The sequence below is a fragment of the Kluyvera sp. 142486 genome, from assembly GCF_046569695.1.
In the GTDB taxonomy this organism is placed as follows: domain Bacteria; phylum Pseudomonadota; class Gammaproteobacteria; order Enterobacterales; family Enterobacteriaceae; genus Kluyvera.
Genome location: NZ_JBKHUI010000004.1, coordinates 254,080 through 277,731, shown reverse-complemented (window position 1 = coordinate 277,731; position 23,652 = coordinate 254,080). Strand labels below are relative to the sequence as shown.

The following is a 23,652-nucleotide window of genomic DNA, read 5'->3' as shown; positions in this document are numbered from 1 at the left end:
TGAGAACAATATTTGGTGACTATAGTCACAAAAAACACGTGTTTAATTTGCGATACGAATTAAACTTCCACACACTCATAAGCCTTAGAGTTGTGATTGCAGTTTACAAGACATCGCAGTGTCATGCTTTTTTGCACAATAAAAAAATGGCTTAAATGAGCCGTATCGGGGTCTCGTAGGGGGAATAAGATGAATATTTTAGGTTTTTTCCAACGGTTAGGTAGGGCGTTACAGCTCCCTATCGCCGTGTTGCCAGTGGCGGCGCTGTTGCTGCGATTTGGTCAGCCAGATTTACTGAACGTGCCTTTCATCGCGCAAGCGGGTGGGTCCATTTTTGATAACCTGGCGCTGATTTTCGCCATCGGTGTGGCATCCAGCTGGTCTAAAGACAGCGCGGGTGCGGCAGCACTGGCGGGCGCAGTCGGTTATTTCGTACTGACTAAAGCAATGGTCACCATCAACCCAGCCATTAACATGGGTGTCCTGGCGGGTATCATTACCGGTCTGGTCGGCGGTGCCGTTTATAACCGTTGGGCGGGTATCAAACTGCCTGACTTCCTGAGCTTCTTCGGCGGCAAACGCTTTGTGCCAATCGCCACCGGCTTCTTCTGTCTGGTGCTGGCAGCCATCTTTGGCTATGTCTGGCCACCGGTACAGAACGCCATCCACGCAGGTGGTGAATGGATCGTAGGCGCTGGTGCGCTGGGTTCCGGTATCTTTGGTTTCATCAACCGTCTGCTGATCCCAACCGGTCTGCATCAGGTGCTGAACACCATCGCCTGGTTCCAGATTGGTGAGTTCACCAACGCGGCCGGTGCGGTCTTCCACGGTGACATCAACCGCTTCTATGCGGGTGACGGCACTGCGGGTATGTTCATGTCCGGCTTCTTCCCAATCATGATGTTTGGTCTGCCGGGTGCGGCGCTGGCGATGTACTTCGCAGCACCGAAAGCGCGTCGTCCAATGGTTGGCGGTATGCTGCTGTCCGTTGCTATCACCGCGTTCCTGACAGGTGTTACCGAGCCGCTGGAATTCCTGTTCATGTTCCTGGCTCCGTTACTGTACCTCCTGCATGCGATTCTGACCGGTGTGAGCCTGTTTATCGCGACGCTGCTAGGTATCCACGCTGGCTTCTCCTTCTCCGCAGGTGCTATCGACTACGTGTTGATGTACAGCCTGCCGGCAGCAAGTAAGAACGTCTGGATGCTGGTGGTAATGGGTCTGGTCTTCTTCGTTATCTACTTCGTGCTGTTCAGCGTAGTTATCCGCATGTTCAACCTGAAAACGCCGGGTCGTGAAGATAAAGACGACAGCGTGGTAACGGAAGAAGCGAATAGCAACACCGAAGAAGGTCTGAATCAACTGGCAACCAACTACATTGCAGCGGTCGGCGGTACTGACAACCTGAAAGCGATTGATGCCTGTATTACCCGTCTGCGTCTGACCGTAGGCGACTCCGCGAAGGTCAGCGACGCGATGTGTAAACGTCTGGGCGCTTCCGGTGTGGTGAAACTGAACAAACAAACCATCCAGGTTATTGTGGGTGCGAAAGCCGAATCTATCGGTGACGCGATGAAGAAAGTGGTTGCGCGTGGCCCGGTTGCCGCCGCAGCAGCGGAAAGTGCAGCACCAGCAGCGCCAGCGGCGGCAAAACCTCAGGCTGTGGCTAACGCCGCGACCGTAGAAACCCTGGTTTCTCCAATTACCGGTGACGTGGTTGCGCTGGAGCAGGTTCCTGATGAAGCCTTCGCTAGCAAAGCGGTCGGTGACGGCGTAGCGGTAAAACCAACGGATAAAACCGTGGTTTCCCCAGCGGCGGGCACCATCGTGAAAATCTTCAACACCAACCACGCGTTCTGCCTGGAAACGGATAAAGGCGCGGAAATCGTTGTCCACATGGGTATCGATACCGTTGCACTGGAAGGTAAAGGCTTCAAACGTCTGGTTGAAGAGGGTGCAGAAGTGAAAGCGGGTGAGCCAATCCTGGAAATGGATCTGGACTTCCTGAACGCCAATGCGCGCTCCATGATTAGCCCGGTTGTTTGCAGCAACAGCGATGATTTCGGTGGTCTGGTGATTAAAGCCGAAGGTCATGTGGTTGCCGGTCAAACGCCACTGTATGAGATTAAAGGTAAGTAACTGCTCCTGAGTAAAGTGAGTTAAGTGCCTTAAGCGGCGGGGGAGTTCCTCCGCCGCTTTTTTTTGCCGCAAATTCCCCCACATTCATTATTCCATCGCTTTTTTTGTGCAACTAATAGTTGTCTAGAAGCGCGGCTTATAAGATCATGTGCCGTTATACGTTGTTTACGCTTTGAGGAATCTACGATGAGTGAGGCTGAAGCCCGCCCGACTAACTTTATTCGTCAGATCATTGATGAAGATCTGGCTACCGGTAAGCACAACACGGTGCATACCCGTTTTCCGCCGGAGCCGAATGGCTATCTGCACATCGGCCACGCGAAATCTATCTGCCTGAACTTCGGTATTGCGCAAGATTATCAGGGCCAGTGCAACCTGCGTTTCGATGACACCAACCCAGTCAAAGAAGACATCGAATACGTTGAGTCCATCAAAAACGACGTCGAGTGGTTAGGTTTTCACTGGTCTGGCAACGTTCGCTACTCCTCTGATTACTTCGATCAGCTGCATGCCTATGCGGTTGAACTGATCAACAAAGGTCTGGCGTACGTTGATGAACTGACGCCTGAGCAGATCCGCGAATATCGCGGCTCGCTGACCGCGCCGGGCAAAAACAGCCCGTACCGCGATCGCAGCGTAGAAGAGAACCTGGCGCTGTTCGAAAAAATGCGTACCGGCGGTTTTGCCGAGGGCACGGCTTGCCTGCGCGCGAAAATCGACATGGCATCACCGTTTATCGTGATGCGCGATCCGGTGTTGTATCGCATTAAATTTGCCGATCACCACCAGACCGGTACCAAGTGGTGCATCTACCCGATGTACGACTTCACCCATTGCATCAGCGATGCGCTGGAAGGTATCACGCATTCCCTGTGTACGCTGGAGTTCCAGGACAACCGTCGTCTGTACGACTGGGTGCTGGATAACATCACCATTCCGGTTCACCCGCGCCAGTACGAATTCTCGCGCCTGAATCTGGAATACACCGTGATGTCCAAGCGTAAGCTGAACCAGCTGGTAATGGAAAAACACGTAGAAGGCTGGGATGACCCACGTATGCCGACCATCTCCGGTCTGCGTCGTCGTGGTTACACCGCCGCGTCCATCCGTGAGTTCTGTAAGCGCATCGGCGTCACCAAGCAGGACAACACCATTGAGATGGCTTCCCTGGAATCCTGCATTCGCGAAGATCTCAACGAAAACGCCCCGCGTGCGATGGCGGTTATCGACCCGGTTAAACTGGTTATCGAAAACTACCCGCAGGGCGAAAGCGAGTTGGTTTCTATGCCTAACCATCCGAATAAGCCGGAGATGGGTAGCCGTGAAGTGCCGTTTAGCGCTGAGATCTGGATCGACCGCGCGGACTTCCGTGAAGAAGCCAACAAGCAGTACAAGCGTCTGGTGATGGGTAAAGAAGTTCGTCTGCGTAACGCCTACGTGGTGAAAGCAGAGCGCGTAGAGAAAGATGCGGAAGGCAATATCACCACCATCTTCTGTACCTACGATGCCGACACTCTGAGCAAAGACCCAGCAGATGGCCGTAAAGTGAAGGGCGTGATTCACTGGGTTAGCGCAGCACATGCGCTGCCGGTTGAAATTCGTCTGTACGACCGTCTCTTCAGCGTGCCAAACCCAGGTGCCGCAGAAGACTTCCTGTCGGTGATGAACCCAGAGTCACTGGTTATCAAGCAGGGCTACGCTGAGCCTTCTCTGCAGGCCGCTGAGGCCGGTAAAGCGTTCCAGTTCGAGCGTGAGGGTTACTTCTGCCTCGACAGCCGTTATACCACCGCAGAGAAGCTGGTATTTAACCGCACCGTCGGTCTGCGTGATACCTGGGTAGGTTAATTCCTTACCCTGATAAAAACGCCGCGCTTGCGGCGTTTTTTTTCGCCTGCCGCCAGAGGTTCTCTTTCACTGAATGATAATGTTACTTTCGGATGAAAAATACGATCTCTTATAGTTTCGCGAAGCGAATTAATGCAATTATTCTACCTCTAAGTATCCCCGCGCTTTTAATCCCGCTTGTTACAAAAGTCTAATGTAAACGGTCTCATTCACATTTTTATCAGGCCCGGCAAGGCTTGGCGCGAAGATGTTGCAGTAACGCACCCTGTTACAAATGGAAACCAAATATGTGCGCTTTGTCATAATCCTGCACTCTCGTTGCGGAAAAGGATTGATAATTCGCGTCGCGAAAAATAGTCTGTAGGTGTAGTGAAACACAATTTCTTAGCAGTACCTTTTTATCAGTTTTATTTTTTTGCCTTCTGCTTTGCAGCGGCATTTTTAAAAGTCAAAGAGGATATAACTATGCGTACGTTTAGTGGCAAACGTAGTACGCTGGCGCTGGCTATCGCCGGTGTGACAGCAATGTCAGGCTTTATGATGACTCCGGAAGCAAAAGCAGAAGGCTTCATCGACGATTCTACACTGACCGGCGGCATCTATTACTGGCAGCGCGAACGTGACCGTAAAGACGTTACCGATCACGATAAATATAAAACCAACCTTTCTCACTCCACCTGGAATGCCAACCTCGACTTCCAGTCTGGCTATGCTGCCGACATGTTCGGTATTGATATTGCTGCGTTCACCGCGATTGAAATGGCGGAAGATAACGGCAGTGGTCACCCGAACGAAATTGCGTTCTCTTCTAAGAACAAAGGCTACAGCGAAGACTACAGCGGCGATAAGAGCGGTATCAGCCTGTACAAAGCGGCAGCTAAATTTAAATTAGGGCCAACATGGGCTCGCGCAGGTTACATCCAGCCAACCGGTCAAACGCTGCTGGCACCACACTGGAGCTTTATGCCTGGTACCTATCAGGGTGCTGAAGCCGGTGCTAACTTCGACTACGGCGATGCTGGCGCGCTGAGCTTCTCCTACATGTGGACGAACAACTACAAGGCGCCATGGCACCTTGAAATGGACAACTTCTATCAGAACGATAAGAAGACCAAAGTCGATTACCTGCACTCCATCGGTGCGAAATACGATTTCAAAAATGACCTCGTGCTGGAAGCCGCATTTGGTCAGGCGGAAGGCTATATCGATCAGTACTTCGCCAAAGGTAGCTACAAATTTGATATCCCTGGCGGCCCGCTGACCACCAGCTATCAGTTCTACGGTACGCGTGACAAGGTGAGCGATCACGGCGTCAACGATATCTATGACGGTACCGCGTGGCTGCAAGCGTTAACCTTCGGCTACAAGCTGCAAGAAGTGTTCGACTTCCGTCTGGAAGGGACCTGGGTTAAAGCAGAGGGTCAGCAGGGTTACTTCCTGCAGCGTATGACGCCAACCTACGCGTCCTCTAACGGTCGTCTGGATATCTGGTGGGATAACCGCTCTGACTTCAACGCCAACGGCGAAAAAGCGGTCTTCTTTGGCACCATGTATGATCTGAAAAACTGGGATCTGCCGGGTTGGGCGGTGGGTGCTTCTTACGTTTACGCATGGGATGCTAAGCCAGCGACCTGGCAGATGAGCCCGGACGAGTTCTACGACAAGAATAACAAGATCAAAGAGTCTGCCTACAGCCTCGATGTGGCCTACACCGTACAGGATGGCCGCGCAAAAGGCACGCTGTTCAAACTGCACTTCACTCAGTATGACAACCACTCCGATATTCCAAGCTGGGGCGGCGGTTACGGCAACATCTTCCAGGATGAGCGTGACGTGAAATTTATGGTTATCGCACCGTTCACTATTTTCTGATGCTAACGCGGCAGGGGGAGACCTCTGCCGCTGTTAAGAGGCTCATCGTATGAAAAAATTGATTATTGTTGCGCTGATGGCCGCTGGGTTAACCGCCTGTGCGCAATCACCTGCACCGAAGGAAGATAGCAAGCTGAAGGATGCCTACAGCGCCTGTATTAACACTGCAGAAGGCAACCCGGATAAAATTCAGGCCTGCCAGAGCGTGCTAAATGTGCTGAAGCAAGAGAAAGCGCACGAGCAGTTCGCAAACCAGGAAAGCGTGCGCGTTATTGATTACCAGAAATGCATTAACGCCAGAAAAATGGGTAATGACGAAGCGGTAGCGAAGAACTGCGATAAGATTTGGCAGGAAATTCGCAGCAACAACACGCCACAGAAATAAGCTTATGCTGACAACAAAAAACCGCTGCTTGCAGCGGTTTTTTTATGGATATCGTAAAGCAGGGCATAAAAAAACCAGCGCTTAGGCTGGTTTTCGAGACGCACACAGTACGCTTATTTTGCTACCGCGTCATGCGCGTGTTCATCTTCACGGCAGTCGCCTTCAGCGCAGTGACCGTAAAGATAAAGACTGTGGTTCGTTAAGCGGATACCGTGCTTCGACGCGATTTCACGCTGGCGAGCTTCAATGGAATCATCGCTGAACTCGATCACTTTGCCGCAGTCGAGGCAGATCAGGTGATCGTGGTGATGCTGTTGGGTCAGCTCGAAAACGGATTTACCGCCTTCAAAGTTGTGACGGGTGACGATACCGGCGTCATCAAACTGGTTCAATACGCGGTAAACCGTGGCTAAACCAATCTCTTCACCCATGTCGATCAGGCGTTTGTATAAGTCTTCCGCGCTGACATGGTGGTTATCCGGTTCCTGAAGGACTTCCAGAATCTTTAACCGTGGAAGTGTGACTTTCAGGCCAGCCTTCTTTAATGCGGTGTTATTGTCAGTCATGCGGAATCTGTCCTGTTGCTAAACGATTAACTTCCATCAGCGAAAGTATCACAGAGAATGCACCCGAATTAATGCGTCTCATTATAGAATGACCCTATTGAAATGAAAACAGCAAGAGCCGGGTAAACTAAGCTTTCAAAAACGAGGCTTCACCGACAAACTGACGATGAGACCGCGCTAAATCAGAAGATATTGTACAGGTATGCGCTCAAAAGTTAAAAAATTGTAGCTATTATTTTAATTGCTTTTACCTATTAATGCGGCACGATTTATCATCGTGCCGCAGGATAATCAGGCGTTTTTGATCTCATCCAGGTGCAGCTCTTCTGCAACCTGCTTAACCCATTTTTCAACGCGCTCGGCGGTCAGTTCTGGCTGACGGTCTTCATCGATAGCCAGACCCACAAAGTGGTCGTCATCTGCCAGACCTTTAGACGCTTCGAAATGGTAGCCCGCGGTCGGCCAGTGGCCTACGATAGTCGCGCCGCGTGGTTCAATGATGTCGCGAATGGTGCCCAGTGCGTCGCAGAAGTATTCCGCGTAGTCTTCCTGGTCGCCGCAGCCAAACAGCGCAACCAGCTTACCGTTGAAGTCCACTTCTTCTAGCGTAGGGAAGAAGTCATCCCAGTCGCACTGCGCTTCACCGTAGTACCAGGTTGGGATACCCAGCAGCAGAATGTCGAATGCTTCCAGATCTTCCTTGCTGCTCTTGGCAATGTCGTGAACGTCAGCGACATCTTTACCAAGCTGTTTTTGAATCATTTTTGCGATATTTTCGGTGTTCCCGGTATCGCTACCGAAAAAGATGCCAACGATTGCCATGAGTAAAATAACCTCTTGAAACTTAATGATATGGTGGTGGCTTATTGCCCACAGATAAGGGCAATCATAGCAGAACAGAGAGGTGCGCGGAAACCGCTATCGTGCCGGACTGCACACTCTGCTACATGAAAGCGTATTTTGGGGGATTTTTCAGACTTTCCCCTGTCCGTGCAGTTGGGCCAGTTGGCTCATCAGAATCTCTTCGATGAGTTCACTCCGGCTCATATCACGGGCAGTCGCCAGCTCGTTGAGTGCATCAACGGCTTCGTTGTTCAGCTTCAGCTCCACGCGCTTCAGACCGCGCACTTTGTCGCGTTTTAACTGATTACGCTTATTAATGCGCAGCTGTTCGTCACGCGAAAGCGGATTGGTTTTTGGTCTTCCCGGCCGACGCTCATTTGCGAACAAATCTAAGGTCGTACGGTCCGTTTGTTCTTTTGCCATGGTTCTGAGTGACTTCGGGGAAACAAGCTACCGGGCGGTGCCCGGTGCAGACAGCGCGCAATCATACATCAGTGGGGCCCACACGCCAACGACCACGGCCATTCTGGCGCGCGGTCGATGCATTTTTAATCACTCGGCGAGGTAGCGACGAATCGCTCGCAGCACCGCTTCCGGTTTTTCGGCATGAACCCAGTGGCCCGCGCCGGCAATAACATGCGCTTTTGCCTGCGGGAACTGAGCCAGCAGCGTGTCACGATAGGCTTCGGTCACGTACGGCGAATTGCCGCCAGGGATGAACAGGGCAGGGTGGTCCCAGGCCGGGATAGTCTCCCAGCCAACGATATGCGGGTACTGTTCCCACAGCACAGGCACGTTAAATCGCCAGGCACCGTCAACAAAGGATTTCAGCAGGAACTGAATCACGCCTTCTTCTTTAAGGTACTCGCGCATCACCGTGGCGGCCTGCTGGCGGGTTGCCACGCCCGCGTTAGTCACCGCATTAATGGCGGCAAAAATCTCATCGTGACGACGGACCTGATAATTCACGGGGGCAATATCAATCGCCACTAGTCGGTCGATGCGTTCTGGGGCCAGCGCGGTGAGCGCCATCACCGCTTTACCGCCCATGGAATGGCCGATAACCGTCGCTTTCTCAATGCCGTTAGCATCGAGGGTATCGAGCAGATCCTGCGCCATTGCGGAGTAGGTCATCTCATCGGCACGCGGCGACAAACCGTGGTTACGCATGTCTACCTGGAGGATATCGTGGTCGGAGACCAGGTCGCGCGCCAGGATGCCAAGATTGTCCAGACTACCGAACAGCCCGTGGACGAGAACGATGGGAGAATTATTGTGCAGGTTTTGTGCAGATTGCGCTCGGACATTCAATTTCATAGCAAAGTTCTTTTTTTCGCATTGTCGGGTTAGGGTATCATGTTGGACATTCTAACGCTCAGGGGCAAGAGAGGAACTCCTCCGAATTTTGCCGTCTTCCTGGTTTGGCGCTACCCGCTGTTGGGTTTTGACTTTATAATCCCAATGAATTGTATTCAGAAAAATTATCGCACCGGATTAAGATGAAAACGATCGAAGTTGATGACGAGCTCTATCGCTATATTGCGGCTCACACTCTGCACATTGGCGAGAGCGCGTCCGACATTTTACGGCGTATGCTGAAATTCTCCGCCGCTTCCCAGCCCGTGGCTGCTGCCGCTGCGCCGGTCGTCAAAGCAGAACCGGCTCCCGCTCCGGCCCCGGCTGCTGCTCCCGTTGCTGACGTGAAAACGGTAAAAACCGCCAAAGATAAAGTTCGTGCTATGCGTGAGCTGCTGCTCTCTGATGAGTATGCAGAACAGAAGAAAGCGGTTAACCGCTTCATGCTGGTACTGACCACGCTGTACGCTCTGGACAACAAGGCGTTTGCCGAAGCTACCGAATCCCTTCACGGGCGTACCCGCGTCTATTTTGCTGCTGATGAGCAGACTCTGCTCAAAAACGGCAACCAGACAAAACCAAAACAGGTTCCGGATACGCCATACTGGGTCATTACCAATACTAATACAGGCCGTAAATGCAGCATGGTCGAACACATCATGCAATCAATGCAATTCCCAACGGAATTGATTGAGAAGGTTTGCGGTACTATCTAATACTGACAATCTAACCCTTGCATAAGAAGGACCAGGCAATGGCAAACCATACCCGTGCAGGACAACCTGCACAGCAGAGTGATTTGATCAACGTCGCCCAACTGACGGCTCAGTACTACGTGCTGCAGCCTGACGTGAGCAACCCGGAACATGCGGTGAAGTTCGGTACATCCGGCCACCGTGGGAGCGCGGGTCGTCACAGCTTCAACGAAAAGCATATTCTGGCCATTGCTCAGGCGATCGCGGAAGAGCGCGCGAAAAATGGAATTACGGGCCCATGCTATGTCGGGAAGGATACTCACGCGCTCTCTGAGCCGGCGTTTATCTCCGTTCTCGAAGTGCTGGCAGCAAACGGGGTGGATGTCATTGTTCAGGAAGACAATGGCTTTACGCCGACTCCGGCGGTATCCAACGCTATCCTGGTACACAACAAAAAAGGCGGTAAGCTGGCCGATGGGATCGTGATTACGCCATCCCACAACCCACCGGAAGACGGCGGCATCAAGTACAACCCACCAAACGGTGGCCCGGCTGATACCAACGTCACCAAAGTGGTTGAAGACCGCGCGAATGCGCTGCTGGCAGCCGACCTGGCGGGCGTGAAGCGCATTGCTTACGACGCTGCGCTGGCTTCCGGTCACGTGAAAGCAGTCGATCTGGTTCAGCCGTTTATTGAAGGGCTGGCGGATATCGTCGATATGGCCGCTATCCAGAAAGCTGGGCTGACCCTGGGCGTTGACCCACTGGGTGGCTCTGGTATCGAATACTGGAAGCGTATCGCCAAGCACTACAACCTGAACCTGACCATCGTGAACGATCACGTTGACCAGACCTTCCGCTTTATGCACCTCGATAAAGATGGCGCGATCCGTATGGACTGCTCCTCCGAGTGCGCGATGGCGGGGCTGCTGGCGCTGCGCGATAAGTTCGATCTGGCGTTTGCCAACGACCCGGACTATGACCGTCACGGTATCGTCACGCCGGCTGGCCTGATGAACCCGAACCACTATCTGGCGGTAGCGATCAACTACCTGTTCCAGCATCGCCCGCAGTGGGGCAAAGATGTCGCCGTGGGTAAAACGCTGGTCTCTTCTGCAATGATTGACCGCGTGGTGAACGATTTGGGCCGTAAGCTGGTAGAAGTGCCGGTTGGCTTTAAATGGTTCGTTGACGGTCTGTTCGACGGCAGCTTCGGTTTCGGCGGCGAAGAGAGCGCGGGTGCTTCCTTCCTGCGCTTCGACGGTACGCCGTGGTCTACCGATAAAGACGGGATCATCATGTGCCTGCTGGCAGCGGAAATCACCGCCGTCACCGGTAAGAACCCGCAGGAGCACTACAACGAACTGGCTGCCCGTTTCGGTGCGCCAAGCTACAACCGTCTGCAGGCCAGCGCAACTTCCGCACAGAAAGCGGCGCTGTCTAAGCTCTCTCCAGAAATGGTGAGCGCCAGCACGCTGGCGGGTGACCCGATTACCGCACGTCTGACGGCGGCACCGGGTAACGGGGCTTCTATCGGCGGTCTGAAAGTGATGACCGACAACGGCTGGTTCGCGGCGCGTCCATCTGGCACCGAAGATGCCTACAAGATTTACTGCGAAAGCTTCCTCGGTGCTGAACACCGTAAGCAGATTGAGAAAGAAGCGGTAGAGATTGTCAGCGAAGTGCTGAAAAACGCCTGAGTGATTGGGTAAGAAAAAGGGAGCCGAATGGCTCCCTTTTTTATGGGTTTCGTGCTGCTCCGGGGTCGGCATAAATACCTCACCCGGGCTACACGCAACCCATCATTGTGGTCGTTGTAGGCCGGATAAGCGAAGCGCCATCCGGCAACACCAGCACAGACTTAACTGTGCTTATTCTTCAATTCAAACCGCGGTGACACCAGACCGTACAGCGTCCAACCGAGGAACGTGACGATGGAACCGTACAGCATCGCTTCTTCGCCGGAAGAGTAGAGCGCATAGAAGCTATACATTGCCCCAATAAATGCCACGAAGTTGGCGACGCGCGCTTTGTTCATCGGCACGTTAGCCATACGTTGAATAATGACCAACGCCGCCATCGACAGAATGTAAGGAATAATATTGGTCACCACCGCCAGGTTCACCAGCACGTTGAACTGATTGTTCAGCGACGGGCTAATGGTCATCAACGACAGCCCTGACTGAATCACCACGATAACCAGCATCCCTTGAACCGGCGCGTCGGCACTGCTGACGCGAGAGAAGATTTTCGGGAAGTAGCCTTCGTCCGCCGAGGATTTGAACACCTGGGCAATAGTGAACTGCCAGCCGAGCAGCGAACCGCAGCAGGACATCACCATCAACGCCATGATCACTTTCCCGACTTCTGGGGTGAACATCTGCGCGAAGGCCAGACCGAACGGCGCGGTGGAGTTGGCCAGATCCATGTTTGGCACGATACCGGCAATCACGTTGGTAGAGATGATGTAAATCACCGCCGCCCCAAGCGTCCCGCCGAGCACGGCGATCGGCACGTTACGTTCCGGGTTTTCTACCACTTCGGCGTTGGCGCAGGCAGATTCCAGACCGAGGAATGCCCACAGCGTCATCGCAATAGAAGAACCGACGGCGCTAAAGAACGGCACGTGGTGCGGGTTCCAGGATTCGACGTACATCGTTGGGCTGAACCAGTACCAGCCGATAATGCACAGACCAACCACCGGAATAATGACCCCCCATACCGTGATGCTGCTGATCTGCCCGGTAATACGCGCACCACCGAAGTTAGCCACGGTACAGATCCACAGCACGCCGATGGTGGCGAGCCCGATCTGCACCGGGCTCAGTGCGGCACCGAACAGCTCGGTGCCGTAACCCACTGCCGAAATCGCGATAGCGACGTTGGCAATCAACAGCGAAACCCCGTAAGTATAGTTGGCCATAAAGTTGCCCGACTTACCAAAGGCATACTCCGCATAGCCGCCCATGCCGCCGGATTTCTTACTGAACATCCCGCATTTTGCAAAGGCCCAGGCCAGCGCCATCGAACCGACGGCGGTGACCAGCCAGGAGATAATGGAGATGGTGCCGACTTCAGCGAGTTTGGTGGGCAGCATGATAATCCCGGAGCCCATCATGTTCACCATCGTCAGGATGGTGAGCTGAACAACACCCATCTTATTGTTGGCTTTGCTCATAATTTCTCCCCTTTCAGCAGGGCAGGCTGCGGCTGCTGAGTCTCAATCACGTTGCACCACACTTCTTTGCGGCCGTCGTGCTCCTGGATATAAACCCCTTGCAGCTCTGGCGCGAAGCCCGGCAGCAGGTTGATGCCTTCTTCCAGCGCTTTGAAGTAACGCAGAACGGAGTCACCCCAGATTTCACCAGGAACAACGCACAGCACGCCTGGAGGATACGGCAGAGCACCTTCGGCGGCGATTTTGCCTTCCGCCATCGACAGCGGCACCAGCTCAACCTGACCACGAAGATAAGCGTAGTTGGCATCCTGCGGGTTCATGCTGACGCGTGGGAAGTGTGACTTACGGAACATCTCTTTTTGCAGCTGTTTCACGTTGTGGCGAGCGTACAGATCGTGCATTTCCTGACACAGCTGGCGCAGGGTGTAACCCGCGTAGCGGTCTTTATGCTGGCCGTAGAGCGATGGCAGCACCTCTTGCAGCGGCGCATCGGCTTCCAGCAGCGTTTCGAAACGTACCAGCAGGGCCACAAGCTGCTGCAGCTTGGCCATATCTTCCGCTGGCGTCAGCAGGAACAGGATGGAGTTGAGGTCGCATTTTTCCGGTACCACGCCGTGTTCACGCAGGTAGTTCGCCAGAATGGTGGCCGGTACACCAAAGGTGTCATATTCACCTTCACCGTTGATGCCCGGCGTGGTCAGCAGCAGTTTGCATGGGTCGACAAAGTACTGATGCTCGGCATAGCCTTCAAAACCGTGCCAGCGCTCGCCTGGAACAAAGTGGAAGAAACGCAGATCGTTAGCGATGCTCTCGGTCGGCCATGACTGCCATGGTTTACCGTCAATGTCGGCTGGCACGAACGGACGAATATGGTGGCAGTTGTCGAGGATCAGCTTACGCGCTTCGATACCGTTGGAGACGCAGTCCATCCACATATTGCGGCCTGCCTGACCTTCGTGCATGCGGGCGTTAACGTCCAGCGCAGCAAACAGCGGGTAGAACGGGCTGGTGGAGGCGTGCATCATAAAGGCGTTATTGAGACGTTTATGCGGAACATAGCGCTGCTGGCCTTTGATATGGCTATCCTTCTTGTGGATCTGCGAGGTCTGAGAGAAGCCCGCCTGCTGTTTGTGAACGGATTGCGTGACCAGAATCCCTGGATCGTTTTCGTTGAGTTCAAGCAGCAGCGGCGAGCAGTCGGCCATCATCGGAATAAACTGTTCGTAGCCGACCCAAGCGGAGTCGAACAGAATGTAGTCGCAAAGATGACCAATTTTATCAACCACCTGACGGGCGTTATAAATCGTGCCGTCGTAGGTGCCGAGCTGAATGACCGCCAGGCGGAACGGACGCTGATTACGCGCGCGGTTTGGCGCGACTTCGGCAATCAGTTCACGCAGATAGCTTTCTTCAAAGCAGTGGGCATCGATACCGCCAATAAAGCCGTACGGGTTACGTGCGGTTTCCAGATAAATTGGCGTGGCACCCGCCTGTAACAGTGCGCCGTGGTGGTTGGATTTGTGGTTGTTACGGTCAAACAGCACCAGGTCGCCCGGGGTGAGCAGGGCATTCAGCACCACTTTGTTTGAAGAAGAGGTGCCGTTCAGGACGAAGTAGGTTTTATCAGCGTTAAACACTTTGGCCGCGTGCTGCTGCGCAATGCACGGCGCGCCTTCGTGGATCAGCAGGTCACCCATTGCCACGTCGGCGTTGCAAAGGTCAGAGCGGAACAGGGTTTCGCCAAAGTATTCAACAAACTGGTTGCCGGAAGGGTGGCGACGGAAGAATTCACCACCCTGATGCCCCGGGCAGTCAAACGCGCTGTTACCCTGCGCGACGTAATCGACCAGCGCGCTAAAGAATGGTGGACGCAGATTCACTTCATACTTGTGTGCCGCCGATTCCAGCTGGCGACCATAGAAGTCGTTGCGGGTTTCGTCATGCTCAAATACCCCTTGAATACGTGAGAGATATTCGGCGGGAACAATTTGGTCTTTATTAATAGCAATAAATACTGGCAGGTTATAACCCGTGGCGTCTATTTCATCGAGTTTACCGCACTCAACGTCTTCAATAGATAATACGGCAGCAGCAACATCAATAAAGTGAGTGTCGCAGGTATTGATAATACTACGCTGGGTAGTAAAACAGTCCGGGCAAGTACGGCTTACGGCAATTTTTAATTCAGACATTTTTCATCTCTTTATTTTTAGGTAATAGCAGTCCCTCAATTTCCCGAATGAGAAATTGATATCGCCGGAAAAAAAGCAAAACGATCTCGCTGACAATAACGTCAGGGCGTGAGCTTTTTTTGAATGTGGCAAACCCAGCCGGTCCGGTGGCCGGAAGCTTTATACCCGTCAGACTTCAAGTTGTAGGTGCGTTGGCTGTGCGCGTTCACCCGAATCACTTACTAGAGTAAGCTCATTGGGATTCACTCCCTTGCCGCCTTCCTGTAACTCGAATTGTTTAGGGTATAGGTTTGTCAGAGCGAGCGCTGGCTACAGGCGTAAGCCCGTATTAGCAGGGAATAACTGCGAGGCGCCCGAAGTCGGGAGACTTATCGGGCGTTAAAGAAGTGAAAATCGAAACTATTGCGATGGGCAAACATCATAATATGTGTTGTCCGTCGAATATGAGGCATCAATCGGTTATTGTTTTCCATTTCGTATACCTTCGATGAATATCTTATGGCGGAGTCATTTTATCTCTGAATGGTCTTAAAACTGTGAGGATGATCAACATAACAAGATCAATAATGAAATTTTCCATTATTGGTAGGAGTGATGCCAGGATTAAATGCTGTTTTGTTTCAATATTGTAAATGAGCTGTTTAATATTTAGTTTAAATAAGGATGGTGACGCCGCGGTAATATTTTGCGGCGTATAGTTAATATTGCGGTGAAATAATAAATGAAGAAACGAGTGATTATGAATAAGTATTCACAACATAAACCGATAGCCAATTCCGGTTTCGGTTAATAAATGCTGAGGGCGCGCGGGATCTATTTCCAGCTTCTGGCGAAGGTGACCCATATAAATGCGCAAATAGTGACTATGTTCTACGGCATTGGGTCCCCAGACCTGGTTAAGCAACTGGCGCTGGGTGAGCACTTTTCCCGCGTTGTTGAGCAACACCGCCAGCAGACGAAATTCAATCGGGGTCAAGTGGATCTCTTCGCCGCCGCGTGTGATACGACGCGCGGCGAGGTCGACGGTGGTATCTGAAAAGTTCACGATAGGGTCATTTGGCTGGCTGCCCGCATGGCGGCGTAGCGCAACGCGAAGACGAGCCTGTAACTCGCCAATGCCAAACGGCTTACTGAGGTAGTCATCCGCGCCCGCATCAAGCGCGGCAATCTTATCGCTCTCTTCGCTGCGCGCCGACAGCACAATAATCGGTACCGGGCTCCACTGACGAATGTCGCGGATAAAATCCAGCCCGTCACCGTCGGGAAGGCCGAGGTCGAGAATGATCAGGTCAGGCTTGCGCGTGGCGGCTTCCAGCAGGCCTCGCTGGAGCGTAGGGGCGTCAAAAACGCGCAGGTCTTCAGCCTCCAGCGCGGTGCGCAGAAAACGGCGGATGGCTTGTTCATCTTCAACAATTAAAACGCTGGTCACAGGCCGTCGTGTCCCTCATCAAGTTCAGGTGGTTGTTCTAACGGAAGTGTAACACGAAAACAGGCGCCGCCTTCCGGGCGGTTGCTGGCGGTGAGCGTCCCGCCGTGAATATCGACAATCGCCTGGCAGATCGCCAGCCCCAGCCCGACGCCGGGGATCGCAGACTCTTTATGCCCACGGGTAAACTTGGCAAAAATATGTTCTTCCTGCCCACCGGGAATGCCCGGACCGCTGTCCCAGACGTCGAGCAGCAGATGGTCATCTTTGGTGACGGCGGCGATACCTATCCCGGCGTCGTGACCGGCATACTTCACGGCGTTTTCCAGCAGGTTAATCAGCACGCGTTCAAACAGTGGGCCGTCGATGTGGACCAGCATCAGCGGGTCGGGCAGGGAGAGGGCGATATGCCGACCGTTAAGGCTCGGCTCCAGCATGCGCAGCGCGCTGCCGACCACTTCTTCGAGCGTCAGCCACTCTTTATTCAAATTAAAGCCGCCCGACTGCAGACGCGCCATATCCAGCAAATTGTTTACCAGTCGCGTGGTATTGAGCACGTGCTGGCGAATTTCGTTGGCCTGCGGGGCGTACGGCGAGCCGCTGCTGGCAAGGTCAAGCGTCAGGATTTCCGCCTGGCCAAACAGTACCGTCAGCGGCGTACGTAGATCGTGAGAAAGCGCGGCCAGCAGGGAGTTGCGCAGGCTTTCGCGGGCGCTGATAAGCCGCGATTGTTCCTCACTTTCGGTCAACGCCAGGCGCTCCAGCGCGCTGGCAACCAGCAGGGTGAAGGTTTCCAGCAGGCGCTGCTGCTCTGGGATCATCAGCTGACGCAGGTTATTGGGCTCGACCACGATAAGCCCGTGAGTTTTATCGGCGCTACGTAGCGGCAGGATCAGGTACGGTACGCCGGGCAGAGTATCGGTTCCCGCCCCGGCCGGTAGCCCTTTATCAAAGCTCCAGTGGGCGATGGCGTCATCCAACGGTGTCATACCGTCCTGATGGGTCAGCGACGTCAGCTTTCCCTGCTCATCCGGCATCAGCACCTGGCTGCACGCGTGGAAAGTGCTGCGAATGTACTGCTCGCAGGTGTGGGCGATATCGTAAGCGTTGCGGCCCACGGCAAGCGCTTTGGACATTTCATAGAGATGACGGGTGCGCTGTTCGCGATAGCGGGCCACGCGCGCCTGATAGCGCACGCCCGCGGTGAGATTACCGATAACCAGACCCACGGTGAGCATCACGCCAAAGGTGAGCAGATACTGCACGTCGGAGACGGCGAGCGTCCCGCGCGGGGCAATGAAAAAGAGATCGAAGCTGACTACGTTAATCACCGTGGCGAGCACCGACGGCCAGCGGCCGTAAAACAGCGCGACGATCACCACGCCCAGCAGATACAGCATCACCAGGTTGGCGGCCTCAAAGGCCATCAGCCATTGATCGGCAATCAGCGTAATACCGGCGCACAGACCCAGCGCCACCAGGCAGCCGCGAATCTGCACCCGCCACTTATCCATAAATGGACGCTGATCGCGCGCCCGCTCCGGCAGGGGAAGGGGCGATTCATCAACGCCGACGACCAGCAGATCCAGCTCTGGCGCATGGCGGGAAATTCGTTCGCCAAAGCGTTCGCCTCGCCACCAGTGACGTTTTTTCTGGCGACCAATCACGATTTTGCCGAGGTTGTGCTCGCGCGCGTAGCGGATCACCGCCGCCTCTTCCGATGGCTCAGAAAGCGTGGCCGTTTCGGCGCCTAACTCCTGCGCCAGGCGCAAGGCGTTGAGAATGGCCCGGCGCTGCGGCTCTGGCAGGCGGTGTAGGGTCGGGGTTTCCACATAGACGGCATGCCAGGCGCTGCCAAGGCGGGCCGCCAGTCGGGCGGCAGAACGTACCAGCTTTTCGCTGCCGCTGTGGTGGCCGATGCACAGCAAAATGGCATCGCGGGTGTGCCAGACTTTTTCTTGCCCCTGTCCATCGCGCCAGGCGCGCATCTGATCGTCCACACGGTCGGCTGTGCGGCGCAGCGCCAGTTCACGCAGGGCAATCAGGTTGCCTTTGCGGAAAAAGTTCTCGATGGCGCGTTCGGCCTGCCCGGCAAGATAGACCTTACCTTCGTTCAGGCGCTGGCGCAGATCGTCCGGGGGAAGGTCGACCAGCACCACCTCATCGGCAGCATCGAAAAAGGGGTCGGGTACCGTTTCACGCACCTGAATGCCGGTGACGCCGCTGACAATATCGTTGAGGCTTTCCAGGTGCTGAACGTTAACGGTGGTGAAAACATCGATGCCCGCCTCCAGCAGTTCATCAATGTCCTGCCAGCGCTTCGGGTGGCGCGAGCCGGGCGCATTGCTGTGCGCCAGCTCGTCCATCAACACCAGTGCCGGACGGCGGGCGAGGGCGGCATCAAGGTCGAACTCATAAACGTAGCGGCCGCGATAGGCGCTACGCTTTGGCGGCAGAAGGGTGAGACCGCTGAGCATCGCGGCAGTCTCCTCACGCCCGTGCGTCTCCACTACGCCCGCCAGAATATCCAGCCCTTGCGACCGCAGACGCTGCGCCTCGGCCAGCATCGCCCAGGTTTTCCCCACGCCGGCGCAGGCACCGAAGAAAATCTTCAGCTTGCCACGGTGGGCTTCAGCGGCTTGTTCCAGAAGGCGATCCGGGTTGGGACGCAGCGGCTCGTCGGTCATCATCAGTTATCCTTGTGGGCATCCAGCGCCATATTCAGCTTAGTAATATTTACCACAGGTTGTCCGAGAAAGCCGAGCAGCGGAGAATGTGTGGCGGCTTCTACCTCTTTACGCAGCCACTCTGCCGGGACGTTGCGCGCTTTGGCGATACGCGGTACCTGCCACAGCGCGGCGGCTGGCGTCAGGTTAGGGTCCAGTCCGCTGGCGGAGGCGGTAACCAGTTCCACCGGGACCTCGCGGCTGGCATTCGGGTTAGCGGCACGCAGGGCGGTGATGCGGTCAGTAAACAGTTTATCCAGCGCCGGGTTGCTGCCCGCCAGGTTGCTACCGCCGGATGCCATCGGGTTATCCGGGGAGTCTGATGTCGCCGATGGACGGCCCTGGAAATAGCGGGGATCGGTAAAGTTCTGCCCGATCAGGTACGATCCGCGAATCTCATGGTTTTCGATAATCAACGACCCTCCCGACTGCGCCGGAAAGAACCACTGCCCCAGCGCGGTAGTCAGCAGCGGGTAGAGCCCCCCAGTGATAAGCGCCAGGAACAGAAAAATCACGATAGCAGGACGTAATGCAGACATGTCTATTTCCTCAGACCAGACCCAACAGGGTCAGCAGTAAATCGATAGCTTTAATGCCGATAAATGGCACAACCAGACCACCTGCACCGTAAATCCATAGGTTACGGCGCAGCATCGCCGAGGCGGAGAGTGGACGGTAGCTCACCCCTTTCAACGCCAGCGGCAACAGGAAGACAATGATCAGGGCGTTGAAGATCACCGCGCTCAGGATTGCCGAGTTTGGCGAGTGCAGGTGCATGATGTTGAGCACGCCCAGCTGCGGCCAGCTTGCTGCGAACGCCGCCGGAATAATGGCGAAGTATTTGGCGACGTCGTTGGCGATACTGAAGGTGGTCAGGGAACCACGGGTCATCAGCATCTGTTTACCGATATGCACCACTTCAATCAGCTTGGTGGGGTTCGAGTCCAGATCCACCATGTTGCCAGCCTCTTTCGCCGCCTGGGTCCCGGAGTTCATCGCCACCGCCACGTCGGCCTGCGCCAGCGCCGGGGCATCGTTGGTGCCGTCGCCGGTCATCGCCACCATGCGGCCTTCGGACTGATACTGACGAATCAGCGCCAGTTTTGCCTCCGGCGTGGCTTCGGCCAGGAAGTCATCCACGCCCGCTTCGGCGGCGATGGCGGCGGCGGTGAGGCGGTTGTCGCCAGTGATCATCACCGTCTTGATACCCATTTTGCGCAGCTGCGCGAAGCGTTCTTTAATGCCGCCTTTAACGATATCTTTCAGCGAAATAACGCCCAGCACCCGCGCGCCTTCGGCCACCACCAGCGGGGTAGCGCCCAGGCGGGCAACGCTTTCTACTTTTTGCTCCACGTCCTGCGGGAAGCTGCCGCCGTTGCTCTCGATATGTCGGCGAATGGCATCGACGGAGCCTTTGCGGATCAGTCGGTTGTCAATGTTGATCCCGCTCATACGGCTTTGGGCGGTAAACGGCACAAAGGTGGCGTGCAGCGTTTGCAAATCCCGCTCGCGCAGATTGAAGCGTTGTTTAGCCAGCACCACGATGCTGCGGCCTTCCGGCGTTTCGTCCGCCAGCGATGAGAGTTGCGCAGCATCGGCCAGCGTTTTTTCGTCCACGCCATCGGCTGGCAGGAACTGGGAAGCCTGACGGTTGCCGAGGGTGATGGTGCCGGTTTTATCCAGCAGCAGTACGTCCACGTCGCCGGCGGCTTCTACCGCTCGACCGCTGGTGGCGATCACGTTGGCGCCGAGCATCCGGCTCATCCCGGCCACGCCGATGGCGGAAAGCAGGCCGCCGATGGTGGTCGGAATCAAGCACACCAGCAGGGCGACCAGCACGGTGACGCTAATCGGCGTGCCGCTCCAGGCCGAGAACGGCCAGATGGTGGCGGTAGCCAGCAGGAACACGATAGTCAGCGCGACTAACAGAATGGTCAGGGCAATCTCGTTAGGTGTCTTACGACGCTGCGCACCTTCGACCATGGCGATCATCCGGTCAAGGAAGGTTTCGCCAGGGTTTACGCTGCAGCGCACGACCAGCCAGTCGGAGAGGATGCGCGTCCCGCCGGTCACCGAGGCAAAGTCGCCGCCGGACTCACGGATAACCGGCGCAGATTCGCCGGTAATGGCGCTTTCGTCCACCGACGCGCCGCCCTCAATCACTTCGCCGTCACAGGGAATGATATCCCCGGCTTCCACCAGCACGACGTCGCCTTTACGCAACTCGTCTGCCGGGACGTGATCCATCGCGGCCCCGTAGCGGGCCTCGCGCAACTTACGGGCAAACGCCGTTTTCTTCACCCCTTTCAGGCTGTTGGCCTGTGCTTTGCTGCGGCCTTCCGCCATCGCTTCGGCAAAGTTGGCGAACAGCACGGTAAACCACAGCCACAGCGCGATAGCACCGCTGAACCACGCATTACCGGGCAGGGTTCCTAGCGCCATGGCGACGGCCAGTGCGCTGGTGAGCACGCTGCCTACCCAGACGATAAACATCACCGGGTTGCGCCACTGAATGGTCGGGCTCAGTTTTTTTACGGCATCGATCAACGCCTGGCGAACCAGAGAGGGTTCGAACAGGGCCAGTTGTTTACGACTCATAACCAATAGCTCCGCATCACTCAAAACAGGGAAAGATGTTCCGCAACAGGGCCAATCGCCAGCGCGGGAATAAAGGTCAGGGCGCCGACCAGCAGCACGGTCCCCATCAGCAGGCCGATAAACAGCGCATCGTGGGTCGCCAGGGTGCCTGGGGTGGTGGGCTGAATTTTTTTGCTCACCAGCGAACCGGCAATCGCCAGCACCGGCACAATCACCCCGAAGCGGCCGAAGAACATGCACGCGGCCAGCAGACAGTTCCAGAACGGCGTGTTGGCGCTAAGGCCGGCAAAGGCGCTACCGTTGTTGTTTGCCGCCGACGACACGGCGTACAGCACTTCGCTAAAGCCGTGCGAACCGGGGTTCGCCATCGCACTGCGACCTGCATCGGTCATCATCGCCAGCGCCGTGCCCAGTAGCACTAACGTCGGAGTGACCAGAATCGCCAGCGCGGTCATCTTCATCTCCGGCACGTCGATTTTTTTACCGAGGTATTCCGGGGTGCGGCCAATCATCAGCCCGGCGATAAAGACCGCCAGCAGGACGAACAGCAGCATGCCGTAGAGGCCAGAACCGACGCCGCCGAACACCACCTCACCAATCTGCATCAGCCACAGCGGGATCATGCCGCCGAGCGCAGTAAAGGAGTCGTGCATCGCGTTGACTGCACCGCAGGAGGCGGCGGTGGTCACCACGGCGTAAAGGCTGCTGGCAAGAATGCCAAAGCGGCTCTCTTTACCTTCCATATTGATACTGCTGTCGGCACCGAAGGCCAGCAGGTGCGGGTTACCGCGGGTTTCAGCCCACATCACCACCGCGACGCAGATGATGAAAATAAGCGTCATTGCCCATAGGATGGCGCGGCCCTGACGGTTATCACCCACCGCTTCGCCAAAGGCAAAACACAGCGCGGCGGGGATGAGGAAAATCGCCAGCATCTGCACAAAGTTGGTCAGCGCCGTCGGGTTCTCAAACGGATGTGAGGAGTTGGCGTTAAAGAAGCCGCCGCCGTTGGTGCCGAGCATTTTAATGGCTTCCTGCGAAGCAACCGGCCCCATTGGCAGCAACTGATGCGCGCCCTCAATAGTGGTAAACGGCTGGTAGGACAGGAAGTTTTGCAACGCGCCTTGCTGGATGAAGAACAGTGCCAGCAGCAGGGAAATGGGCAGCAGCAGCCACAGCGTGATGCGGGTGATATCGACCCACGCGTTGCCCAGCGTGTTCACGCTATGGCGGGCAAAAGCACGCACCAGGGCAAACAGCACGGCAATCCCGGTGGCAGCAGAGAGGAAGTTCTGCACCGTCAGGCCCGCCATCTGGCTGAAGTAGCTCAGGGTGGTTTCACCGCTATAGGATTGCCAGTTGGTGTTGCTGACAAAGCTAACGGCGGTATTGAGCGCCAGATGCCATGACAGCCCCGGAAGGTTTTGAGGGTTCAGCGGCAGCACGCCCTGCAGCATCAGCATGGCGAACAGCACCAGCAACCCGACCAGGTTTAGCAGCAGGATGGCAATGGTATATCTCCCCCAGCTCATCTCCTGGCCGGAAATGCCCATGACGCGCCAGAGCCCGCTTTCACAGCGGGCAAGCCCCGGCAGTGGCGTGTTGTTAATCATCCCGGCCAGTACTTTGCCAAGCGGGCGGGCGAGAACAAACAGCACCAGCAGAAAGCTGGCAACGAGTAAAAATCCTTGAGCAGCCATTACAGCGCCTCCGCCTTGAAAAGGGCATAAACCAGATACGCCAGTAACAGGAACACCAGCACCGTGCCGGCTATTACGCCTGTAGTCACAATCCACCTCCGGATGGTTCAGTTGATGCGCTAAGCGTAGGT

At 55.3% G+C, this 23,652-nt stretch carries 19 protein-coding genes; 6 read left to right on the top strand and 13 right to left on the bottom strand.

All coding sequences use genetic code 11. From position 1 onward, the window contains the following. The first annotated feature begins 189 nt into the window (after nucleotides 1-189). From nagE to chiQ, 4 genes are all read left to right on the top strand, one after another. Nucleotides 190-2,139 (top strand): PTS N-acetyl glucosamine transporter subunit IIABC, encoded by a 1,950-nt coding sequence (nagE, locus tag ACLGE8_RS07050; protein WP_185669357.1) that lies wholly within the window; start codon nucleotides 190-192, stop codon nucleotides 2,137-2,139. Between the two features lie 186 nt (nucleotides 2,140-2,325). After that, on the top strand, nucleotides 2,326-3,984 hold the full coding sequence (gene glnS / locus ACLGE8_RS07045) for a glutamine--tRNA ligase (RefSeq protein ID WP_270501505.1): 1,659 nt from the start codon (nucleotides 2,326-2,328) through the stop codon (nucleotides 3,982-3,984). 465 nt (nucleotides 3,985-4,449) lie between these two features. Next, nucleotides 4,450-5,856: a chitoporin ChiP gene (gene chiP, locus ACLGE8_RS07040; protein WP_410997461.1), complete on the top strand. Its 1,407-nt coding sequence runs from the start codon at nucleotides 4,450-4,452 to the stop codon at nucleotides 5,854-5,856. A 49-nt stretch (nucleotides 5,857-5,905) separates the two neighbouring features. Continuing rightward, the gene (gene chiQ, locus ACLGE8_RS07035) at nucleotides 5,906-6,241 is read left to right on the top strand and encodes a ChiQ/YbfN family lipoprotein (protein ID WP_035892691.1); all 336 of its coding nucleotides are present in this window, start codon (nucleotides 5,906-5,908) and stop codon (nucleotides 6,239-6,241) included. A gap of 113 nt (nucleotides 6,242-6,354) precedes the next feature. Here the strand turns inward: chiQ and fur are convergent, their stop codons facing one another. The 4 genes from fur to ybfF form a co-directional block, all read right to left on the bottom strand. Further along, nucleotides 6,355-6,807, bottom strand: a complete 453-nt coding sequence (fur, locus tag ACLGE8_RS07030; protein ID WP_035892692.1) for a ferric iron uptake transcriptional regulator — start codon at nucleotides 6,805-6,807, stop codon at nucleotides 6,355-6,357. A gap of 291 nt (nucleotides 6,808-7,098) precedes the next feature. After that, complete coding sequence (gene fldA / locus ACLGE8_RS07025; protein WP_061283436.1) at nucleotides 7,099-7,629, bottom strand: flavodoxin FldA; 531 nt, start codon at nucleotides 7,627-7,629, stop codon at nucleotides 7,099-7,101. 150 nt (nucleotides 7,630-7,779) lie between these two features. Further along, nucleotides 7,780-8,073: a LexA regulated protein gene (ybfE, locus tag ACLGE8_RS07020; protein WP_185669352.1), complete on the bottom strand. Its 294-nt coding sequence runs from the start codon at nucleotides 8,071-8,073 to the stop codon at nucleotides 7,780-7,782. Nucleotides 8,074-8,202: 129 nt separating this feature from the next. Beyond that, the gene (ybfF, locus tag ACLGE8_RS07015; protein ID WP_410997459.1) at nucleotides 8,203-8,967 is read right to left on the bottom strand and encodes an esterase; all 765 of its coding nucleotides are present in this window, start codon (nucleotides 8,965-8,967) and stop codon (nucleotides 8,203-8,205) included. A gap of 182 nt (nucleotides 8,968-9,149) precedes the next feature. On the opposite strand from ybfF, the gene seqA reads away from it, so the two are divergent. Beyond that, complete coding sequence (gene seqA / locus ACLGE8_RS07010) at nucleotides 9,150-9,722, top strand: replication initiation negative regulator SeqA (protein ID WP_410997457.1); 573 nt, start codon at nucleotides 9,150-9,152, stop codon at nucleotides 9,720-9,722. Nucleotides 9,723-9,760: 38 nt separating this feature from the next. Then, a complete protein-coding gene (gene pgm, locus ACLGE8_RS07005; RefSeq protein ID WP_410997455.1) occupies nucleotides 9,761-11,401 on the top strand; it encodes a phosphoglucomutase (alpha-D-glucose-1,6-bisphosphate-dependent) in 1,641 nt (546 codons plus the stop codon). Nucleotides 11,402-11,562: 161 nt separating this feature from the next. Here the strand turns inward: pgm and potE are convergent, their stop codons facing one another. From potE to kdpF, 9 genes are all read right to left on the bottom strand, one after another. Next, nucleotides 11,563-12,879 carry a putrescine-ornithine antiporter gene (gene potE / locus ACLGE8_RS07000; protein WP_410997453.1) on the bottom strand — a complete coding sequence of 439 codons (1,317 nt, stop codon included), beginning with the start codon at nucleotides 12,877-12,879 and terminating at the stop codon, nucleotides 11,563-11,565. Further along, complete coding sequence (speF, locus tag ACLGE8_RS06995; RefSeq protein WP_410997451.1) at nucleotides 12,876-15,071, bottom strand: ornithine decarboxylase SpeF; 2,196 nt, start codon at nucleotides 15,069-15,071, stop codon at nucleotides 12,876-12,878. The genes potE and speF overlap by 4 nt, the downstream gene beginning before the upstream one ends. Before the next feature lie 368 nt (nucleotides 15,072-15,439). Continuing rightward, nucleotides 15,440-15,544: a leader peptide SpeFL gene (gene speFL / locus ACLGE8_RS06990; protein WP_106875989.1), complete on the bottom strand. Its 105-nt coding sequence runs from the start codon at nucleotides 15,542-15,544 to the stop codon at nucleotides 15,440-15,442. A gap of 278 nt (nucleotides 15,545-15,822) precedes the next feature. Next, complete coding sequence (kdpE, locus tag ACLGE8_RS06985) at nucleotides 15,823-16,500, bottom strand: two-component system response regulator KdpE (protein ID WP_410997449.1); 678 nt, start codon at nucleotides 16,498-16,500, stop codon at nucleotides 15,823-15,825. Then, a complete protein-coding gene (gene kdpD / locus ACLGE8_RS06980) occupies nucleotides 16,497-19,184 on the bottom strand; it encodes a two-component system sensor histidine kinase KdpD (RefSeq protein WP_410997546.1) in 2,688 nt (895 codons plus the stop codon). Before kdpD ends, kdpE begins: the two co-directional genes overlap by 4 nt. A 2-nt stretch (nucleotides 19,185-19,186) precedes the next feature. Next, entirely contained in the window at nucleotides 19,187-19,762 is a 576-nt protein-coding gene (gene kdpC / locus ACLGE8_RS06975) for a potassium-transporting ATPase subunit KdpC (protein ID WP_410997447.1), read from the bottom strand. Between the two features lie 10 nt (nucleotides 19,763-19,772). Continuing rightward, nucleotides 19,773-21,821, bottom strand: a complete 2,049-nt coding sequence (kdpB, locus tag ACLGE8_RS06970) for a potassium-transporting ATPase subunit KdpB (protein ID WP_410997445.1) — start codon at nucleotides 21,819-21,821, stop codon at nucleotides 19,773-19,775. Between the two features lie 20 nt (nucleotides 21,822-21,841). Beyond that, nucleotides 21,842-23,521: a potassium-transporting ATPase subunit KdpA gene (gene kdpA / locus ACLGE8_RS06965; protein WP_410997443.1), complete on the bottom strand. Its 1,680-nt coding sequence runs from the start codon at nucleotides 23,519-23,521 to the stop codon at nucleotides 21,842-21,844. Next, nucleotides 23,521-23,610 carry a K(+)-transporting ATPase subunit F gene (gene kdpF / locus ACLGE8_RS06960; RefSeq protein ID WP_035892707.1) on the bottom strand — a complete coding sequence of 30 codons (90 nt, stop codon included), beginning with the start codon at nucleotides 23,608-23,610 and terminating at the stop codon, nucleotides 23,521-23,523. Before kdpF ends, kdpA begins: the two co-directional genes overlap by 1 nt. Between the last annotated feature and the right edge of the window lie 42 nt (nucleotides 23,611-23,652).